Below are 17,405 nucleotides of genomic sequence, written 5' to 3'. Positions count from 1 at the left end.
GCCAGCGCCTATCTGCGTGCTTTTCTACTGCAATGCAGCATCAATTCTCATCAATTGTCGCAACGCATTAACAACACTGGGCAAAATTCATTGCTTCCCGGCATTGTAAATATCGGTCGTTCGAGCGTATGCTGGAGACGTCTGAACGGTGCCGCCAGAGCGCCGTCGCCGCCGCATTTCTGGCCGCAGAGCCGGATGCGCACATGCCCCCTTCGCCGCACATACAGTTGGAGACAGCCACATGAAGAAATTGACGTTCCAGCAGAAATTATGGATCCCCCTGATTTGCAGCTTGTTGTGCATTACCGTCATCTTTGTCTATAACGCCCTGGAAATCCGCAAGATCCGCATCGAGGAGCGCAGCGCCGACCTGAGCAATGCCGCCGACCTGGGCCTGGGCGCCGTCAAGATGTTCGGCGACCTGGCCGCCAGCGGCGCACTGACGAAAGAGGAAGCGCAAAAGCAGGCCACCGCCGTCATCAAGAGCATGCGTTTCGGCGAGACGGGCTATCTGTCCATCATCAACCTCGACGCCGTCGTCGTGATGAATCCCGCCGCGCCGCAAACCAATGGCAAGAACATGTCGGATTTTAAAGATGCCAACGGCACCTATCTGTACCGCGACATCGTCGCCGTCGGCAAGAGCGAGGCGGGCAAGGGCTTCGTCCACTATTATTTCCCCCGTCCGGGCCAGAAAAATCCCGAACCGAAGATGAGCCGCGTGGTGGCCTACAAGCCGTGGGCCTGGACCCTCGTCGTGGGCGTGTACATGGACGATATCGACGCCGCCTTCCGCCAGTCGCTGCTGACCTCGCTGGGCGTGCTGCTGCTGGTATGCGCCTTGCTGGCGGCCGTCGTCGTGGCGATCAACCGCAGCCTGCGCCACGCGCTGGGCGGCGACCCCGAATACGCGGCCGAGGTGGCGGAAAAGATCGCCAACAATGACTTGAGCAGCAGCGTGCGCACGCATGCGAATGACCGCCACAGCGTGCTGTACGCGATGAAAACCATGCAGACGAATCTGGTCGATGCGATCAGCGAAATCCGCCATAGCGCCGAGACCATCGCCACGGCATCGAGCGAGATTGCCAGCGGCAATATGGACCTGTCGGCGCGCACGGAAATGCAGGCCAGTTCGCTGGAGGAAACGGCCGCCTCGATGGAGGAATTGACCTCGACCGTGACACAGAACGCGGGCAACGCCGTGCAGGCGAATGAGCTGGCGCAGTCCGCCTCCGCCGTGGCGCGCCAGGGCGGCGCCGTGGTGGCGCAAGTGATCGGCACCATGGATACCATCAACGCCTCGTCGCGCAAGATCGTCGATATCATCGGCGTCATCGATGGCATCGCCTTCCAGACGAATATCCTGGCCCTGAATGCCGCCGTGGAAGCGGCGCGCGCGGGGGAACAGGGACGCGGTTTCGCCGTGGTGGCGTCGGAAGTGCGCAACCTGGCGCAGCGCTCGGCGGGCGCGGCCAAGGAGATCAAGGAGCTGATCGGCGCATCCGTCGACAGCATCGCGGCCGGCAGCACGCTCGTCGCACAGGCGGGCACGACGATGGACCAGGTGGTGGCTTCCGTCTCGCGCGTGACCGACATCATGGCCGACATCACGGCAGCCTCGCACGAGCAAAGCACGGGTATCGGCCACGTCAACCAGGCGATCACGGAAATGGATAGCGTGACGCAGCAAAATGCGGCACTGGTGGAAGAGGCGGCCGCCGCCGCGTCGAGCATGCAGGACCAGGCGGCCGTGCTGGCGCAACTGGTGGCACGCTTCAAACTGTCGGCGCACGAGGGGGGCGCCGCGGCACCGCGCCTGGCGGCAGGCGCGGCTGGCGCACCGCGCGCCGTGGCGAAAAAGCCCCTGCGCAGCCTGGCGGCGCGTTAAGTTCCTATTGGGCCGGCGCCGCCGCTTGCGGCGCCGGTTCGAATGCCAGCTTGTCATCGACGACCACGAATTGCCCGATTGGCTGGCCCAGGTCGGCTTTCGGGTCGTTTTCCATTTCCGTCAGCTCATTGCACGTATTCGTTTCCGCCTGCCACAGCTGCTTGCCCATGCGGATATTCCACACGCCATCGCCGGCCGCGAACAGCTCGACCTTGATGTCGGCCGGCGCATCCGTCGACAGGGTATGCAGGCGCTGGCATTGCGGCAGATTGGTCGCCATCAGCTGCACTTCCACGGTATCTTGCCAAAAATAACGCTGCTGGCGGCGCACGGTCAGGGAATGGTCCTGGCCGTCGAACATATAGATGGCGAAGTCCTGGACACAGCCTGACAGCAGGACGGACAGCATGACGATCAGGAGTTTGCGCATGGTCGGCTTTCTTTGATGGTAATCAGGAATGGCGTATGGTCGGTGTGACAGCGAGTGTGGGCGCTTGCCTGCAGGGCAAAAGGAGCGACCGCCGTCGTGTTTTTCCCTGTCGTGGCATTATATCCATGCACACCAGTTGCTGCGCGACAATATCCACGCGCGCGCCACCGGCAAGCCACGCCCCCTACCGACACTGAAAGACCACGATGATTGACCTTTACTATTGGACCACGCCCAACGGGCACAAAGTGACGATGTTCCTGGAAGAAGCGGGCATCCCCTACAACATCATCCCCGTGCATATCGGCAAGGGTGAGCAGTTCACGCCCGAGTTTCTCGCCATCGCGCCGAACAACCGCATTCCCGCCATCGTCGACCAGGCGCCGGCCGATGGCGGCGCGCCCCTGTCCCTGTTCGAGTCGGGGGCGATTTTGCAATACCTGGCCGAGAAAAGCGGGCAATTCCTGCCGGCGGACGTGCGCGGCCGCGCCGAAGTCATGCAATGGCTGTTCTGGCAAATGGGCGGACTGGGCCCCATGGCGGGACAGAACCACCACTTCGTGCAATACGCGCCCGAGCCCATCGACTACGCCATCACGCGCTATGTGAACGAAACCAACCGCCTGTATGGCGTACTGAACAAACGCCTGGCGGACCGTCAATTTGTTGCCGGCGACAGCTATTCCATCGCCGACATGGCGATCTATCCATGGATCGTGCCGCACGCGCGCCAGCGCCAGAAGCTGGAAGATTTTCCGCACCTGGCGCGCTGGTTCGCGGCGATTGCCGCCCGTCCGGCCACCGTGCGCGCGTATGCGCGCGCGGCCGAGATCAATGTGCAGCCCACCGTCAGCGGCGACGCGAAAAGCGTGCTGTTCGGACAGACGGCAAAGACGCTCGGCTAAGCTTAATTTCCTACTCAGTTACCGCGATACGTGGAAAAACCGAAAGGGCTGAGCAGCAGCGGAATGTGGTAGTGCTGCTCGGTCTTTTCCACGTGGAATTGCACGGGGATTTCCGGGAAGAACGTTTCCTGTTTCAGGCGCGCGTAGTGCTCGCCTGTTTTAAACACGATGCGGTAGTCGCCCGCCGGCATGGGCGTATCGGCTGGATACATGGCCGTGATGCGCCCCTGCGCATTCGTCACGCCACTGCTCAGTTGTGTCCAGTTTTCTCCTTTCTTTTGCTCCAGCGTGACTGTCACGCCCGCCGTCGGCTGGCCGCTTTGCAAGTCGAGGATGTGCACGCTCAAGGGATTGGCGGCGGCCAGGGCCATGCTGGACAGGCTGGCGAAGGCCAGGGCGGCAGCGGTTTTTTTCAGATAGGTCATTATGGTTTCTTTCACAGGGTGGGGGAATCGAGTTCGGGGATGGCGGTGAGGGCGGCCTGGGCGCAGGCGCGGTCTTGCTGCGCGCCACCGCCGCCGGCCACGCCGATGGCGCCGACGACTTGCCCCTGGGCCAGCAAGGGCAGGCCGCCGCCCAGCAGCAACAGTTCCGGCAGTGTCGTCAAATTGGCCATGTCCGGGTTGCCGCGCGCGGCCACGGCCAGCGCCTGGGTATCGCTTTTCGTCGACAGGGCCGTATAGGCCTTGCGCCGGCTCGCTTCCGTGTTGTGCGGCCCCACGCCGTCGGCGCGCTGCACGGCGACAAGATTGCCGCCATGGTCCAGTACGGTGACGGCGATGTGCCGCCCTTGCGCCTGGCAGGCGGCCATGGCGGCATTGGCCAGCGTGTTGGCCGCCGCCAGCGACAGGTCATTGACCTTGCGCAACTGGGCGTGTGCGGGGCTGGCCAGCAGGTACAGCAGGGTAGTAGCGAAAAATAGGGTTTTCATCTGGCGTCCATGCAAAAGAATGGCGCCAGTATGGCCAGGCTTGCCCTACGCGAAGATGATCGCCGCATGACATTTTTATCATCCGCGCGCCGCGTCTCCGGGCGTAAAATGGTTTTATATTCCCCTTAGAAAGCTCCCATCCATGCGCATCCTGGTCATTGAAGACGAACCGAAGACGGGTGACTACCTGTTGCGCGGTTTGGCCGAGTCCGGCTTTACGGTGAGCCTGGCGCGCAATGGCCGCGACGGCCTGCACCTGGCCAGCACGGACGCGCCCGACCTCATCGTGCTCGACGTCATGCTGCCCATCATGGATGGCTGGCAAGTCTTGCGCGCGCTGCGCCTGCAGGAAGGCGGCGCCGACGTGCCCGTGATCTTCCTCACGGCGCGCGACGAGGTGCAGGACCGGGTCAAGGGGCTGGAACTGGGCGCCGACGATTATCTGGTGAAACCGTTCGCCTTCGCCGAACTGGTGGCGCGCATCCGCACCCTGCTGCGGCGCGGGCCGCCCCGCGAAGACGACGTGATCCGCATCGGCGACATGGAAATCGACGTGATGAAACGCAAGGTCAGCCGGCAAGGCCAGCGCATCACCCTGACGGCGAAGGAGTTCGGCCTGCTGCATTTATTGGCGCGGCGCCAGGGCGAGGTGCTGTCGCGCTCCATCATCGCCTCGCAAGTGTGGGACATCAATTTCGAGAGCGACACCAACGTCATCGACGCGGCCATCCGCCGCCTGCGCAGCAAGCTCGACGACCCGTTCGAACCCAAGCTGATCCACACCTTGCGGGGCATGGGCTATGTCTGCGAATTGCGCGCGCCGTCCACGCCGGTGGCGCTTGACAACGGCGCGGCCACGTGAAGCTGGCGCCACTCCGCCGCTCGCTGACCCTGCGCGTCACGCTCGTGTTCGTGCTGATCGTGGCCCTGGTGTCGGCCGGCCTGGGCATGCATCTGTACCGTTCATTTGTGGCGGAAATCGAGCGCCGCGACGACATTTTATTATTGGGAAAACTGCGGCAGATCCAGCAATTGCTGGGCAATGCGGGCACCCTCGATATCATCCGCGAGCGGCCCCAGTATTTTCGCGACACCATGAGCGGCCAGGAGAATTCCCTGGTGCGCATCGTGCGCGCCGATGGCACGCGTTTGATCGATGTCAACCCGAATGGCGAGACGGTGGCGCATCCTGTGCCCGTGGCTGTCGATGCGCCCGTGACAGCCAGCGACATCGTCAGCTGGACCAGCCGCGATGGCTATCCGGCCAGGGTGGTGGCGGCCAGCGCGCGCATCGGCGAGCCGGCACAGATGGCCGACATTGCCGTCGCCCGCGTGTATGGCGACCGCACGGCCATGTTCGCCGCCTACCGCTGGCAGATCGTCGTCTCCGTGGCCGTCAGCGCGCTGGTGGCGGCGCTGTTGTCGAGCGTGATGCTGTTGCGGGGACTGCGGCCGCTGCGCAATATCGCCGCGCATGCGGCCCTGGTGCGGCCCGGCAAGCTGGGGCAGCAGCTGGAGGCACGCGATGCCCCGACCGAACTGCTGCCGCTGATCCAGGCCCTGAATGCCATGCTGGCGCGGCTGCAGGAAGGCTATGCGCGGCTGTCGCAGTTTTCCGCCGACCTGGCGCATGAATTCCGCACGCCCGTCACCAATCTGCTGGGACAAAGCCAGGTGATGCTGGCCCGCCCGCGCAGCGCGCACGAGTATGAACAGCTGGTGTCGTCGAATGTGGAAGAGCTGGAACGGCTGTCGCGCATGATCGACAGCATGCTGTTCCTGGCGCGCGCGCAGCAGGAAGAGATGATCCTGGTCAAGCAAGCCTTGCCGGTGCAGGACGAGTTTTTGCGGCTGGCGGATTTTTTCGAAGGACTGGCCGAAGAGCGCGAGCTGGCGCTGGCGTGCCATGGCAGCGGCACGGTGACGGCCGAGCCGCAACTGCTGCGCCGCGCGCTGGGCAATTTGCTGTCGAACGCGATCCGCCACGCGGCGCCGGGCAGCACGATTTTATTGCGCTCGCACGCGACGAACGAAGGCGTGGCACTGAGCGTGAGCAATCTCGGCCCCGCCATTCCCGCGCGCCACTTGCCGCACCTGTTCGAACGCTTCTACCGCGCCGACCCGGCCCGCAGCGATTCGGCCGCTTCCACGGGCCTGGGCCTGGCCATCGTCACGGCCATCATGCAATTGCATGGCGGCAGCGCGACGGTCGCATCCGACGCGGCCGCCACGACGTTTACGCTCACCTTCCCGGCAGACGGTAGGTCGGATTAGCGGGGCACAGCCACGCGTAATCCGACAATATTGTTGGCGCTGCGATGATGTCGGATTACGCGCTCAGGCGCTGATCTGACCTGCGTCTCTGACCTGCTGTGTCTAGCCCATTTCCACCAGGAACTCATGCATGCCCGTATGCGGCAATTGTGCGCACGCTGGCGCAAAGTGCGGCAACTGGCCCCACAGCAGCGGGTTGCCGACGATGTACACGTAGTGCTGCGCGCGCGTCAGGGCCACGTTGAGCAGGTTCGGCGTGGCCGCCGCCCATTGCGCGGCACCGGCGGTGCTCTCATCCGCGCCGAGCACCAGCATCACCACGCTTTGTTCCTTGCCCTGGAAGGTGTGCACGGTGCCCACCATCTGGCTGCTCCACTGGCGCAATTCGCGCGCCGTCGGCGCCTTGCCGTAGCCGAGGCGGCGGTCCCAGTCCAGGTCCATGATGCGCGAGCGCAATTCATTGCGCACGGCCTTGAACGGCGTGATCACATACATGTCCGGCAACTTGCCGTCGCGGCGATACAGTTTCAGCAGCACTTCCAGCACGAAATCGAGCTGCACCGGCACCACCTGCTTGTAGCTGACGGGGCCGCCAGCGTCGATCCAGCGGCTGGGGCCACGCGTCAGGCCGCGCGCGCCGGCCGGCGGCGTGCGTTCGCTCAAACCGTACACCATCTTGTCTTCGTAGGCGATGCCGTTGGCCAGCGAGAACATCGGTTCCACGCAGCGGCGGTGCACGCGCAGGGGGCTGCCGATCCACAGCGGCTGGGCGCTATTGGCGCCAACCACGGCGCCGTAGCGGTTGGCCTTGTCCGCCAGGGTCTGCACGGACACGCTGGTCGGCGCGTAGCTGCCATCCTGCGTATGCGGCGACAGGGCCGACAGGGTTTGCACCAGGCGGCCCGGCACCGTGAACACGGGCTCGATCTGCAACGGGTCGCCGACGACGACGGCGCGCCTGGCGCGCCACAGGCTGCCCAGCGCCGCCTGCGGCACGGCCTGGCCCGCTTCATCGATGAACAGCCAGCCCAGCGATTCAGGACCCATGCCCTGGAACTGGCGCGCGAACGAGGCAAACGTGGTCGATACGACGGGCACGACCATGAACAGGCTGTGCCAGACCATGGCGACATGCGACTGGTCGTAGGCGCGCTTGTTTTTCAGCAATTTGGAGACGGCCAGCAAGTTGCCGCCGAAGCCGGGCCCGCCTTTTTTCGCCACTTCCGCCAGCCACGCTTCGTGCAGGGCCAGGGCCTTGGCGAACAGGCGCGAGCGCAGGCGCGCCAGGGCCGGTTCATGCCACAGGCCGCCAATTTGCAGCGCGTCGCCATCGAGCTCCTGCAGGGAATCGGGCGCGATGATGGTGGGGAAACGCAGGCGCGCGCGGCGCAGCAGTTCCGTGCTGTCATCCCATTCGCGCTGGCGCGACTGCGCCGTGCGCAGGGCGATGTGCAGGCTGTTGCGCGCGCGTTCGCAGCGCGGTTCCAGCTCGCCCTTCAACAGCAGCTTGATGGCTGAGACGTCGCGCGCGGCCTGGCGCTGCGCCTCGGCATTCGCCACCACGGCGTCCTTGTAGGCGCGCGCCGGGGCCGTGCGGAACAGGCGGGCAAAGAATCCCGGCTGCGTCAGTGCCACCAGGCGTTCTTCTTCCAGCAAGTCCTTCTTGCTGGCCAGCAGGGTATCCTGCTGCGCCAGCGCGTTGGACAGGGCGCCATTGGCCGCATCCATTTCCTGTTCCGCGGCGATCAGCGCCTGCTGGCTGCTGTGGATGAATTCGTCTTGCGTGCACGTGCCCACGGCTTGCCACAGGGCCGCATATTGCCCCTGTTCCGCCAGGGCTTTTTCCACCACGTGCTCCGTCTCGCGGAACTCGCGCGCCGCCTGGGCGAAGCTGACGCCCTGGTAGCTGGCCAGCCACTGGCGGATATTCTGCGTGTTCGGCGTCTTGCGCGGCGTCGTCTTGTCCCAGTCGTCGTCATAGAAATTGCTGACGAAACGGCGGCGATTCGCGCTATTGCCCAGTGCACAGGACATCAAGCCCCATGGCGCTTCTGTTTCCTGCAAGGCGCGATTCGCGCCATTGCCATCGGCCACCACCCGGCGCGCGACGCTTTCAAAGTAACGCGTGCGCGCCCATTCCTTGCCCAGCTGCTTGGGTTTCGGCAGGTCGCCGGAAATGTTTTCCACCGCCGCGTTGTTGGACGAGGCGACGACCATTTCAAAGCCCGTCAGTTCCGGGCGCAAGCGGGCGATGGTGATCGGGTCGCGCACGCCCTCGAAGGCCACGGCCACCTTGCCGATGAAGGCGTCGGCGGCGCGGTCCAGGCAGGACAACACGCTGGCGCGGCGCACGATGTTGTCGGCAAATAATTCGCGCAACAAGGTCGTCTTGCCCGTGCCGGGCGGGCCGTTGACGGAAAAGATGCCGCGCTCGTGCAAGCCCGTGCGCGCGCCGTGGATGGCGAACTGCTGCATCAGGCTCATGGCGTAGCTGGCGTCTTCCAGCCAGTGGCCCCGGTTCATATTGGCCGGATTGAGCATGGCGGCCAGCGCCTGGCGTCCGGCCGGGCTGTACAGGTCGATGCGTTCATCCTGCGCCAGCGGCGTCAGGTAGGCGGCCACTGTGGCGGGCAATTTGCCGCCACGCAAGGCGCGGATGATCTGTTCCAGGTCGTCCAGGTAAAAGCTGTTGAGGATATCGATCGACGGCTCCACCGCGTCGCCAAAGTCCAGGCTGCGGTTCTGGCTCGCTTCAGCCAGATCGGCGTCCGCCACGGCCACGCGTTTCTTGCGCGTGCGCACTTCCAGCACGGCCAGCGGCTGCGCGCCGGATGGGCGGAAACCGGCCCAGTCCATCAGCAGGTCGGCCAGCGCGGCGATTTCCATGCCGGACAGGGGCGACGAGACATTGCCCGCTTCGTCCGTGATTTGCTGGGATGCGCGGGCGGCGGCGAAGTTGCGCAGGCTGTCTTGCAGCGCCAGCTGGCTGTCGCTGAAGGCGTCCAGGCTCAGGCCGGACCAGTCCGGCGTGCGCGCGCGGCCCAGCGCCCACGGCAAGGTCGATACGGACACGGGATCGAATTGCGGCTCGCCCAGCGCATTGAGATTGAGGCGGGCAAAGCACGAGCGTCCCAGCAATTCTGTTTTTTCCGCTTCGGCCAGGCTTTCCGGGCCGCTGGAAGCCGGGCAAGCCTTGTTGATTTCCGCCTTGTCGAACACGCCGAGGAACAAGGAAAAGCCGTCGATGTCGCGGTCGGAGGGCACCTGCCACTGCGCGGCGAATTGCGGCGGCAGTTGCGCCAGCTGTTCGCGGTGCAGGAGGCGCACGCTGGACGGGTCTTCAACGTCCGTGATTTGATTCAGGTCAAACGGGATAAAGAATTCGATCTTGTGCCAATACTCCAGGATAGCCAGGAGGCGCTGCTGTTCTGCCTGATTCATGATGACCAATTATTTTGTAAAGCGAGCGAGGATTGTAAAGGGTATGCGCGGCGCATGTTTTGCACTTTTGTCTATTGCGCGCGCTTTGCCGCAAAAAAAGTGCGGCGGATGGACGAAAAAAAGCCAGGCAGCAACTTCCTGCCTGGCTTTCCCGTGAGGCGGTTGTTGCTATTCGTTAAAACTCTTCCCATTCGCTCTCGGCGGCGGCATTGCCGCGGCGCGCCGGTGCGGCCGCGACGGCCTTGCGCGCGGGCGCGGGCTTGGCCGCAGGACGTGCGATGGCGGGCGCCGGCGCTGCTGCGCGCGCCGGGCTCAGCTTGCTTACGCTGGCCACATGGTTGCCCGTTTTAAAGAATCCCACCACATGCGCCAGTTCGCCTGCCTGCTCCTGCATGCTTTGCGAAGCGGCCGCCGCTTCCTCCACCAGCGCCGCGTTTTGCTGCGTCACTTCATCCATCTGGGCGATGGCCATGTTGATCTGTTCGATGCCGATGGTTTGCTCATGCGTGGCGGACGTGATTTCCCCCATGATGTCGGTCACGCGCACGATGCTGTCGACGATGTCGCCCATGGTCTGGCCCGCTTCATTGACGAGGCGCGACCCCGTGTCCACGTTGGCGACGGAGGCGGCGATCAGCTCCTTGATTTCCTTGGCGGCCGAGGCCGAACGGTGCGCCAGGTTGCGCACCTCGGTGGCGACGACGGCAAAGCCGCGCCCTTGCTCGCCCGCGCGCGCCGCTTCCACGGCCGCGTTCAAGGCCAGGATATTCGTCTGGAAGGCGATGCCGTCGATGACGCCGATGATGTCGACGATCTTGCGCGACGAGGCGTTGATGGTGCCCATGGTGTCGACCACTTGCGAAACGATATTGCCGCCGCGCACCGCCACTTCGGACGCGCTTTTTGCCAGCTGGTTGGCCTGGCGCGCATTGTCCGCATTCTGTTTCACGGTCGAGGTCAGCTCTTCCATGGCCGACGCCGTTTCTTCCAGCGAGCTGGCCTGCTCTTCCGTGCGGGACGACAGGTCGAGGTTGCCGGCGGCAATTTCACTCGATGCCGTGGAGATCGCATCCGTGCCGTGGCGCACTTGCGCCACCACGCCCAGCAGGCTGGTGTTCATGGCTTTCAGCGCGCCCAGCAGGCGCCCCGTTTCATCGCTGGAGTCGACCACGATGTGCGACGACAGATCGCCCGAGGCCACCGTCTCGGCCACGCCCACGGCGGCATTGATGGGACGGGTGATCGAGCGCGTGATGATCCACGCCACGAAGGCGCCCAGCAGCACGGCCAGGCTGCCGAGGACGATCATGTAGGTGCGCGCGCTGCTGCTCAGCGTTTCGGCATCGCTGGCCGCTTGCGCCGCCAGCTCGCCTTCCAGCGCCACCAGGCTGTCGAGCGCGCCCAAGACGCGCTTCAGGCTCGGCGCCGCCTGCTGGGTGAGGAAGGCGATCGCTTCTTCCGTCTGGCCCGCATTGCGCAGCTCGATGACCTTGTTGTTCAGCGGCGCGCCCGCCTTCAGGGCCGCATCGAGTTCGGCCATCAGCGCCGTTTCCTTGTCCGTCGTAATTTTCTTTTGCAAGATTTCCTTGGCGGCGCCGTATTTCTTGCGCGCTTCGCCAATCTTCGCCAGCTCCGCCTGCACCAGCGCTTCCGTCGGCGCCACCACCACGCTGGTGATGGCCAGGGTGATGTTGCGTACGTTATCGCTCATGGTGTTGGCGGCCGCCATCTTGACGTTTTTATCGGTCACGATGTCGTGCGTGCGGTTGCTCAGCTGCGCCATGGAATACAGGCCGACCAGCAGCACGGCCACCAGCAAGCCGAGGACGACCGCGAACCCGATCCCGAGCCGAGTGCCGATTTTGAATTGTGTAAGTGACATGATTGCTTTCGTGTTGCTGATTGAGAGGAAACGTTGGATTCGCCAGGCGCCAAGCATGGTGATGCCTGCCACTACGGGTTTCTACGTAATGGCGGCCAGCCTGTAATTGTTCCTCAAAAATTCCGCACTGCAATACAAATACTTGTATCAAGTCTGTGAAAAGTTAAAGAATTGGCAGCAAATGAAATAAGTTGTCGCATGGAAACAACGAGGACGCCGCTGGCAACGTCGTTCAGCCCGGCGGAAAGACGTGCGCCGCCAGGAAATCGATGAAGGCGCGCAATTTTGGCGTCAGGTGGCGGCTGCTGGGCCACAGCAGGCGGAAGCTGCCGTCGTGCTGGCGGTGCGTGTCCAGCACGCTGTGCAGGCGGCCGGCGGCCAGGGCCGCGCGCACGGCAAAGTCGGGCAGGGCGGCGATGCCCAGGCCGCTTTCGGCGAAGTGCAGCAAGGTTTCCACATTGTTGCAGTTCAGCACAGTCGGCAAGCCCGCCGCATGCAAGGCCGGCCACTCGGGCAGGGGCCATGCTTCCACCTTGCCGCTGCTGGGAAATTTGTATAGCAGGCAAATGTGGCGCACCAGGTCGGCTGGTTGCGCGGGCGCGCCGTGCTGCGCCAGGTAGGCCGACGAGGCCACCAGCTGCAGTTGGAACTGGCCCAGCTGGCGGCTCATCAGGCGGCTGTCGGCGCTTTCACCGGCGCGCACGACGGCGTCATAACCCTCCTCGATCACATCGACGCGGCGGTCGCTGAAGTCGAGATCGAGCTCCACCAGTGGATAGGCGCGCGCGAACGCGGCCAGCACGGGATTGAGCAGGCAGCCGACCAGGGGCAGGCTGACGCGCAGCCGTCCCTGCGGCGCACTCTTGCTGTTCGACAGTTCCAGCTCGGCCGCCTCGATCTCGCCGAGGATGCGCCGGCAGCGTTCGAGGAATACCGTGCCCTCGCTGGTCAATGCAATGCTGCGCGTGCTGCGGTGAAACAGGCGCACACCCAGGCGTTCTTCCAGCCGCGCGATGCTCTTGCCCACGGCCGAGGCGGAAACGCCCAGCACCCGGCCTGCCGCCACAAAACTGCGCATTTCGGCCGCCTGCACGAAGGCCGTGAATCCCGCCAGGTTATCCATTTTTTTCCTTGAATTGCGGATGCCAACGTCCGCATAGACAGAAACTATAGCCTGTTTTTCTTTGGTCGCGCCTGGCTTACCTTGGCAGCCTGATCATTTGAAAGGCTGAGCCATGATGTACAACTTCTCTCCCGCGGCCTTGGCCGCCCGCATCGACCGCTTGCTGGACAGCGTGTTACCGCAGCAGCGCCTGGTGGGCGCCGTGGTGCTGGTGCACCACCGTGGCCAGCAGGTGTATTGCCGCGCCGCCGGCTTGCTGGACCGCGAAGCGCAGATCCCCATGCGCGGGGATGCGCTGTTCCGCCTGGCATCCGTCAGCAAACCCATCGTCTCGACGGCCGCGCTGGCGCTGGTGGGGCAGGGCCGGCTGGGGCTGGACGACCCGGTGGCGCGCTGGCTGCCGTATTTCGCGCCGCGCCAGGCGGACGGCGCCGTGGCGGCGATGACCGTGCGTCACTTGCTCACGCACACGGCGGGCCTCGATTACGGCTTCTTCCAGCCGCCCGGCGGCGCGTATGCGCGGGCCGGCGTGTCGGATGGCATGGATGCCGCGCCCGTCACCCTGGCGGAAAACCTGCGCCGCCTGGCCACCGTGCCGCTGGCATATGCACCGGGCGAGCGCTGGGCGTATTCCATCGCCACCGACGTGCTGGGCGCCGTCATCGAGCAGGCGGCCGGCATGCCGCTGGCGCACGCCGTGGCACATCTGGTGACGGCGCCGCTGGCCATGCGCGACACGGGTTTTGTTGCTGCCGACCCGGCGCGCCTGGCCGTCGCGTATGCGGACCGGACGGACGAGAAAACGCCGCCGCGGCGTCTGCTGGACGAAGGAGAGGACCATTTGCCGTTTCTCGACGGCATGGCAGGATTTACCCTGTCGCCCGCGCGTGCCCGCGACGCGCAGGCGTATGCATCGGGTGGCGCCGGCATGGTGGGCTCGGCGCCCGACTTCATGCGCTTGCTGGAAACCTTGCGCCAGGGCGGCGCGCCGCTGTTGCCGCCCGCGCTGGCGCGCCAGATGGGGGAAAGCCAGACGGGCGAACTGGCGCTGCCATTCTGGCCGGGACGGGGCTTTGGCCTGGGCTTCACGGTATTGACGGACCCGCTTGCGGCCGCCACGCCCGAGTCTGCGGGCAGCTGGCGCATGGGCGGCACGTATGGCCACTCGTGGTTTGTCGACCCTGCGCAAGAACTGTCCGTGGTGGCGTTCACGAACACGGCGCTGGAAGGCATGGCGGGGCCGTTCGTCATGGAGCTGTGCCAGGCCGTGTATGGTGGGGAGCAAAATCCATGAGCCGTCCGCACCCCATCGTTTTTCTCGCGCTGGGCCTGTTCGGCGTGTATTGCATCGAGTTTGGCGTGGTGGGCATCTTGCCGATGATCATGCAGCGCTACGCCGTGACAGAAGCCCGGGCGGGTTCGCTGGTGAGCCTGTTCGCGCTGGTGATCGCCATGGGCGGCCCCTTCCTCGTCTTGCTGGCCACGCGCTGGCGCCGCAAGTGCGTGCTGCTCGTCTCGCTGCTGGTGTTTGCCCTGGCCAGCGTGGCGTCGGCATATGCGTCCCGTTTTGAATGGCTGCTGGCACTGCGCGTGGTGCCGGCCCTGTTCCACCCCGTGTATTTCTCGCTGGCCATGGTGGCGGCCGCCGCCCTGTACCCGCCGCAGCAGGCCGCGCGGGCCGGCGCGCATGCGTTCACGGGCACCAGCATGGGCATGGTGCTGGGCATTCCGCTCACCACGTGGATCGCCGCCCAGGTTGGCTACGAGGCCTCGTTTCTCGCTTGCGCGCTGGTCAATGCCCTGGCCGCGCTGGGTCTGTACCTGTTCCTGCCGGACGCCCCGCGCGAGGCGCCGATGGCGTATGGCCGCCAGCTGGCCGTGCTGCGCAAACCCGCGCTGTGGCTCACCATTGCCGCCGCCGTGCTGGTGTTTGCCGCCATGTTTGCCGTGTATGCGTATGCGGCCGCGTATCTGCAGCAGGTGGCGGGACTGACGGCGCGCCAGACGGGGCTGGCGCTGGTGGTGTTTGGCGTGGGCGGCGTGGCCGGCAATCTGTTCGCCGGGCGGCAGCTGGGCACGCACGTGCTGCGCACGGTGCTGCTGCAGCCGATCTTGCTGGGGCTGGCGTACTGGCTGCTGTACCGCCATGCGGGCAGCGATACCGGCTGGGCGGCGATGGCGGCGCTGTTGCTGTTCTGGGGCGCCGCGCATACGAGCGGGCTGATCGTCACGCAGGTGTGGCTCAGCAGCGAAGCGCGCGAGGCGCCCGCGTTCGCCATCGGCGTGTACATCGCCGCCATCAACCTGGGCGTGACGGTGGGCGCGCTGGCGGGCGGCATGGCCATCGCCCGCTACGGCATGCAGGGCGCGCTGGCGTGCGGGGCGCTGCTGGGAGCGCTGGCGCTGGGCGTGATCGCGCTGAAGGCGTGGCGCTACCGGCCGCCCTCAGTCCTCGATATGGTTGGGGATGCGAAATAGCAGATCCGTATCACCGAGGTCCACGCCCGCCTGCGACAGCAAGGTGCTGGCCTGGCCCCGGTGGTGCGTCTGGTGGTTGAAGAAATGCATGAGCAGGCTGAAAAATTCGCGCCGGTTCGGGCCCTTGCTGTTGCGGTAGTCGAGCAAATGATCGAGGTCGGCTTCCGTGATGCTGGCGGCCCAGTCGACGATGACCTGGTCCAGTCTTTGCCGGTGCGCGTGCATGGCGGCGAAATCCTCGGCCGCGAACAGCGGCTGCGTGAGCGAGGTGGGCGGCGTGATGGCGCGGATGGGGTCGAGCAGGGGGAAGCCGGCCGGGTGCTTCGCATAGCGCTGCAGCCACAAGGTGTCGCCCACCATCACGTGGTTCAGGGTGGCCAGCAGGGAGCCGAAAAAGGCGCCCCGCTCACGCCGCAGTTCTTCCGGCGGCAGGCTGGCCGCCGCCGCGTAGACCTTGGCATTCATCCACTGGTTGTAGTCGGCCATCAGGCAAATGTGGGCGCAACGGCTCATGGTGATTCCTCCAGTGGATGAATGTTCTATGTTAAACGGACTTCAGGAAGGCGCGTATGCCGGCCAGCAGCATTTCGATGGCCATCGCCGTCAGGATCAGGCCCATCAGGCGCTCGAAGGCCGTCATGACTCTTGGTCCCAGCGCGCGCTGCAGGCGTTCGGCGCACAGGAAGACGGCCAGCCAGACGGCGGCCACGGCCGTCAATCCCGCCACATGGGCGATGACATCGTTCATTTCATGCGAGGAAAACAGCAGCACGGTGGCCAGGGCCGACGGACCGGCCAGCGCGGGGATGGCCAGCGGCACGATGAACGGCTCGCCGCCCATCTCGTGGTCGCTGTTGCCGGCGTTTGGCTGCGGGAACACCATGCGCATGGCGATCAGGAACAGGATGACCCCGCCGCCGATGCGCAGGGCGATTTCCGACAATTGCAAGGCGTTCAGGAAGTGGCGGCCGAAGAACATAAACAGCAGCAAGATGCCGAAGGCGATCAGGCATTCGCGCACCACGACTTTCCAGCGCCGCTCGATCGGTACCCGTTTCAGGGCGTTGACGAACAGGGAAACGTTGCCGAACGGATCAGTGACGAGCAAGAGCAGGATAAAAGTCTGGAAGAAGTTCTGTGTCATGGTGGTGTGGAATAAGGTCAACACCGCTGCCAGGATGGGCGCGGTGCGATACGGCTTGCGATGATAACAAGCCCGGCGACGATCGCCCATGATTATTGATGCATAGCAGCATTTTATTTACGCCGCGATGGGCTTTGCCTGGTAAAACGCCGTCGGCGTGGTGCCGAAATGCTTTTTGAACATGGCGGCAAACGCGCTCTGGCTCGTGTAGCCATTGTCCATGGCCACGTCGATGACCTTGCCGCCGCGCGCCAGCTGCTCCAGCGCCCGCAGCAAGCGCGCCTGCTGGCGCCATTGGCCGAAACGCATGCCCGTCTGTTTCTGGAACAGCCGGTGCAGGCTGCGCTCGGTGATCGCCAGTTCCCGCGCCCAGTGCGCCACCGTCAGCTGCTCGCCCGGTTGCGCCATCAGCCGCGCGCAGATGCCGCGCAGGCGCGCATCCACGGGCAACGGTAAATACAGGGGCAGCACGGGCAGGCTGCCCAGCTCGTGCAACAGCAATTGCAGCAGATGCCAGTCGCGGCTGCCTTCCGTAAAATCGGGCGCGATGTCGACGGCCGCCACGATCAGTTGCCGCAGCAGGGGGCTGATGTCGAGCACGCAACTATGACTGGGCAGCAAGGGAGAATTGGCGCAGTCGACAAATACCGTGCGCATTTTCACGGCGCCGCTCATGCGCACCTGGTGCGCCACGCCCGCCTGCAGCCATACGCCGCGCGTGGGCGGCACCACCCAGCGCCCGCCTTGCGTCTCGATGGTCATCACGCCCTCGATGGCATACAGCAATTGCGCATGCGTGTGGCGGTGCACGGAAATCACGTGGCCATGCGCATAGTCGACGGCCAGCGCCATGGCGCGTGCGGTGACGGGCAGCAATTCCTGAAAGGCGGAGGAGGAACAATCCAT

15 protein-coding genes are annotated in these 17,405 nt (G+C 64.9%); 6 read left to right on the top strand and 9 right to left on the bottom strand.

Features of this window, described 5'->3' with window-relative positions:
• Positions 1 to 241: 241 nt before the first annotated feature.
• Entirely contained in the window at positions 242 to 1,891 is a 1,650-nt protein-coding gene (locus tag BM193_RS23135; protein WP_092801337.1) for a methyl-accepting chemotaxis protein, read from the top strand.
• Positions 1,892 to 1,895: 4 nt separating this feature from the next.
• Here BM193_RS23135 and BM193_RS23130 read toward each other — a convergent pair whose 3' ends face one another.
• Positions 1,896 to 2,321 carry a YdgH/BhsA/McbA family protein gene (locus BM193_RS23130; RefSeq protein WP_092801334.1) on the bottom strand — a complete coding sequence of 142 codons (426 nt, stop codon included), beginning with the start codon at positions 2,319 to 2,321 and terminating at the stop codon, positions 1,896 to 1,898.
• Positions 2,322 to 2,527: 206 nt separating this feature from the next.
• Here BM193_RS23130 and BM193_RS23125 point away from each other — a divergent pair, with 206 nt between their 5' ends.
• On the top strand, positions 2,528 to 3,226 hold the full coding sequence (locus BM193_RS23125; RefSeq protein ID WP_092801331.1) for a glutathione binding-like protein: 699 nt from the start codon (positions 2,528 to 2,530) through the stop codon (positions 3,224 to 3,226).
• 14 nt (positions 3,227 to 3,240) lie between these two features.
• Here BM193_RS23125 and uraH read toward each other — a convergent pair whose 3' ends face one another.
• Positions 3,241 to 3,651, bottom strand: coding sequence for a hydroxyisourate hydrolase (uraH, locus tag BM193_RS23120; RefSeq protein WP_092801327.1), 411 nt, complete (start codon positions 3,649 to 3,651; stop codon positions 3,241 to 3,243).
• A gap of 11 nt (positions 3,652 to 3,662) precedes the next feature.
• Positions 3,663 to 4,157 (bottom strand): GlcG/HbpS family heme-binding protein, encoded by a 495-nt coding sequence (locus tag BM193_RS23115; RefSeq protein ID WP_092801324.1) that lies wholly within the window; start codon positions 4,155 to 4,157, stop codon positions 3,663 to 3,665.
• 142 nt (positions 4,158 to 4,299) lie between these two features.
• Between BM193_RS23115 and BM193_RS23110 the strand changes: the two genes are divergently transcribed.
• Positions 4,300 to 5,019 carry a heavy metal response regulator transcription factor gene (locus tag BM193_RS23110; protein WP_092801321.1) on the top strand — a complete coding sequence of 240 codons (720 nt, stop codon included), beginning with the start codon at positions 4,300 to 4,302 and terminating at the stop codon, positions 5,017 to 5,019.
• Positions 5,016 to 6,431, top strand: coding sequence for a heavy metal sensor histidine kinase (locus BM193_RS23105; protein ID WP_092801318.1), 1,416 nt, complete (start codon positions 5,016 to 5,018; stop codon positions 6,429 to 6,431). The genes BM193_RS23110 and BM193_RS23105 overlap by 4 nt, the downstream gene beginning before the upstream one ends.
• Positions 6,432 to 6,533: 102 nt before the next feature.
• Here BM193_RS23105 and BM193_RS23100 read toward each other — a convergent pair whose 3' ends face one another.
• The 3 genes from BM193_RS23100 to BM193_RS23090 all read right to left on the bottom strand — a co-directional run bounded on the left by BM193_RS23100 (position 6,534) and on the right by BM193_RS23090 (position 12,877).
• Positions 6,534 to 9,872, bottom strand: a complete 3,339-nt coding sequence (locus tag BM193_RS23100) for a DEAD/DEAH box helicase (protein WP_254786384.1) — start codon at positions 9,870 to 9,872, stop codon at positions 6,534 to 6,536.
• A gap of 175 nt (positions 9,873 to 10,047) precedes the next feature.
• Complete coding sequence (locus BM193_RS23095; protein ID WP_092801312.1) at positions 10,048 to 11,754, bottom strand: methyl-accepting chemotaxis protein; 1,707 nt, start codon at positions 11,752 to 11,754, stop codon at positions 10,048 to 10,050.
• A gap of 232 nt (positions 11,755 to 11,986) precedes the next feature.
• The gene (locus tag BM193_RS23090; protein ID WP_092801309.1) at positions 11,987 to 12,877 is read right to left on the bottom strand and encodes a LysR family transcriptional regulator; all 891 of its coding nucleotides are present in this window, start codon (positions 12,875 to 12,877) and stop codon (positions 11,987 to 11,989) included.
• Positions 12,878 to 12,989: 112 nt separating this feature from the next.
• Between BM193_RS23090 and BM193_RS23085 the strand changes: the two genes are divergently transcribed.
• Both BM193_RS23085 and BM193_RS23080 read left to right on the top strand, forming a co-directional pair.
• Positions 12,990 to 14,171 carry a serine hydrolase domain-containing protein gene (locus tag BM193_RS23085; RefSeq protein WP_217638516.1) on the top strand — a complete coding sequence of 394 codons (1,182 nt, stop codon included), beginning with the start codon at positions 12,990 to 12,992 and terminating at the stop codon, positions 14,169 to 14,171.
• Positions 14,168 to 15,355 carry an MFS transporter gene (locus tag BM193_RS23080; RefSeq protein ID WP_092801306.1) on the top strand — a complete coding sequence of 396 codons (1,188 nt, stop codon included), beginning with the start codon at positions 14,168 to 14,170 and terminating at the stop codon, positions 15,353 to 15,355. Before BM193_RS23085 ends, BM193_RS23080 begins: the two co-directional genes overlap by 4 nt.
• Here the strand turns inward: BM193_RS23080 and BM193_RS23075 are convergent.
• From BM193_RS23075 to BM193_RS23065, 3 genes are all read right to left on the bottom strand, one after another.
• Positions 15,323 to 15,868 carry a DinB family protein gene (locus BM193_RS23075; protein ID WP_092801303.1) on the bottom strand — a complete coding sequence of 182 codons (546 nt, stop codon included), beginning with the start codon at positions 15,866 to 15,868 and terminating at the stop codon, positions 15,323 to 15,325. The two genes, BM193_RS23080 and BM193_RS23075, sit on opposite strands and share 33 nt — an antisense overlap.
• Positions 15,869 to 15,899: 31 nt before the next feature.
• Positions 15,900 to 16,499, bottom strand: coding sequence for a MarC family protein (locus tag BM193_RS23070; protein ID WP_092801649.1), 600 nt, complete (start codon positions 16,497 to 16,499; stop codon positions 15,900 to 15,902).
• Positions 16,500 to 16,616: 117 nt separating this feature from the next.
• A complete protein-coding gene (locus BM193_RS23065; RefSeq protein ID WP_092801300.1) occupies positions 16,617 to 17,405 on the bottom strand; it encodes an AraC family transcriptional regulator in 789 nt (262 codons plus the stop codon).

The sequence above is a fragment of the Janthinobacterium sp. 344 genome (assembly GCF_900112025.1).
Taxonomy (GTDB): domain Bacteria; phylum Pseudomonadota; class Gammaproteobacteria; order Burkholderiales; family Burkholderiaceae_D; genus Janthinobacterium.
The sequence above is the reverse complement of the archived record's forward strand: the minus strand, read 5'-3'. Positions and strand labels throughout refer to the sequence as shown.

Excerpts from the sequence above, each read along its gene's own strand:
- BM193_RS23135 (WP_092801337.1), top strand. The coding sequence starts at position 242 with ATGAAGAAATTGACGTTCCAGCAGAAATTATGGATCCCCCTGATTTGC.
- BM193_RS23130 (WP_092801334.1), bottom strand. The coding sequence starts at position 2,321 with ATGCGCAAACTCCTGATCGTCATGCTGTCCGTCCTGCTGTCAGGCTGT.
- BM193_RS23125 (WP_092801331.1), top strand. The coding sequence starts at position 2,528 with ATGATTGACCTTTACTATTGGACCACGCCCAACGGGCACAAAGTGACG.
- uraH (WP_092801327.1), bottom strand. The coding sequence starts at position 3,651 with ATGACCTATCTGAAAAAAACCGCTGCCGCCCTGGCCTTCGCCAGCCTG.
- BM193_RS23115 (WP_092801324.1), bottom strand. The coding sequence starts at position 4,157 with ATGAAAACCCTATTTTTCGCTACTACCCTGCTGTACCTGCTGGCCAGC.
- BM193_RS23110 (WP_092801321.1), top strand. The coding sequence starts at position 4,300 with ATGCGCATCCTGGTCATTGAAGACGAACCGAAGACGGGTGACTACCTG.
- BM193_RS23100 (WP_254786384.1), bottom strand. The coding sequence starts at position 9,872 with ATGAATCAGGCAGAACAGCAGCGCCTCCTGGCTATCCTGGAGTATTGG.
- BM193_RS23095 (WP_092801312.1), bottom strand. The coding sequence starts at position 11,754 with ATGTCACTTACACAATTCAAAATCGGCACTCGGCTCGGGATCGGGTTC.
- BM193_RS23090 (WP_092801309.1), bottom strand. The coding sequence starts at position 12,877 with ATGGATAACCTGGCGGGATTCACGGCCTTCGTGCAGGCGGCCGAAATG.
- BM193_RS23085 (WP_217638516.1), top strand. The coding sequence starts at position 12,990 with ATGATGTACAACTTCTCTCCCGCGGCCTTGGCCGCCCGCATCGACCGC.
- BM193_RS23080 (WP_092801306.1), top strand. The coding sequence starts at position 14,168 with ATGAGCCGTCCGCACCCCATCGTTTTTCTCGCGCTGGGCCTGTTCGGC.
- BM193_RS23075 (WP_092801303.1), bottom strand. The coding sequence starts at position 15,868 with ATGAGCCGTTGCGCCCACATTTGCCTGATGGCCGACTACAACCAGTGG.
- BM193_RS23070 (WP_092801649.1), bottom strand. The coding sequence starts at position 16,499 with ATGACACAGAACTTCTTCCAGACTTTTATCCTGCTCTTGCTCGTCACT.
- BM193_RS23065 (WP_092801300.1), bottom strand. The coding sequence starts at position 17,405 with ATGGATTGTTCCTCCTCCGCCTTTCAGGAATTGCTGCCCGTCACCGCA.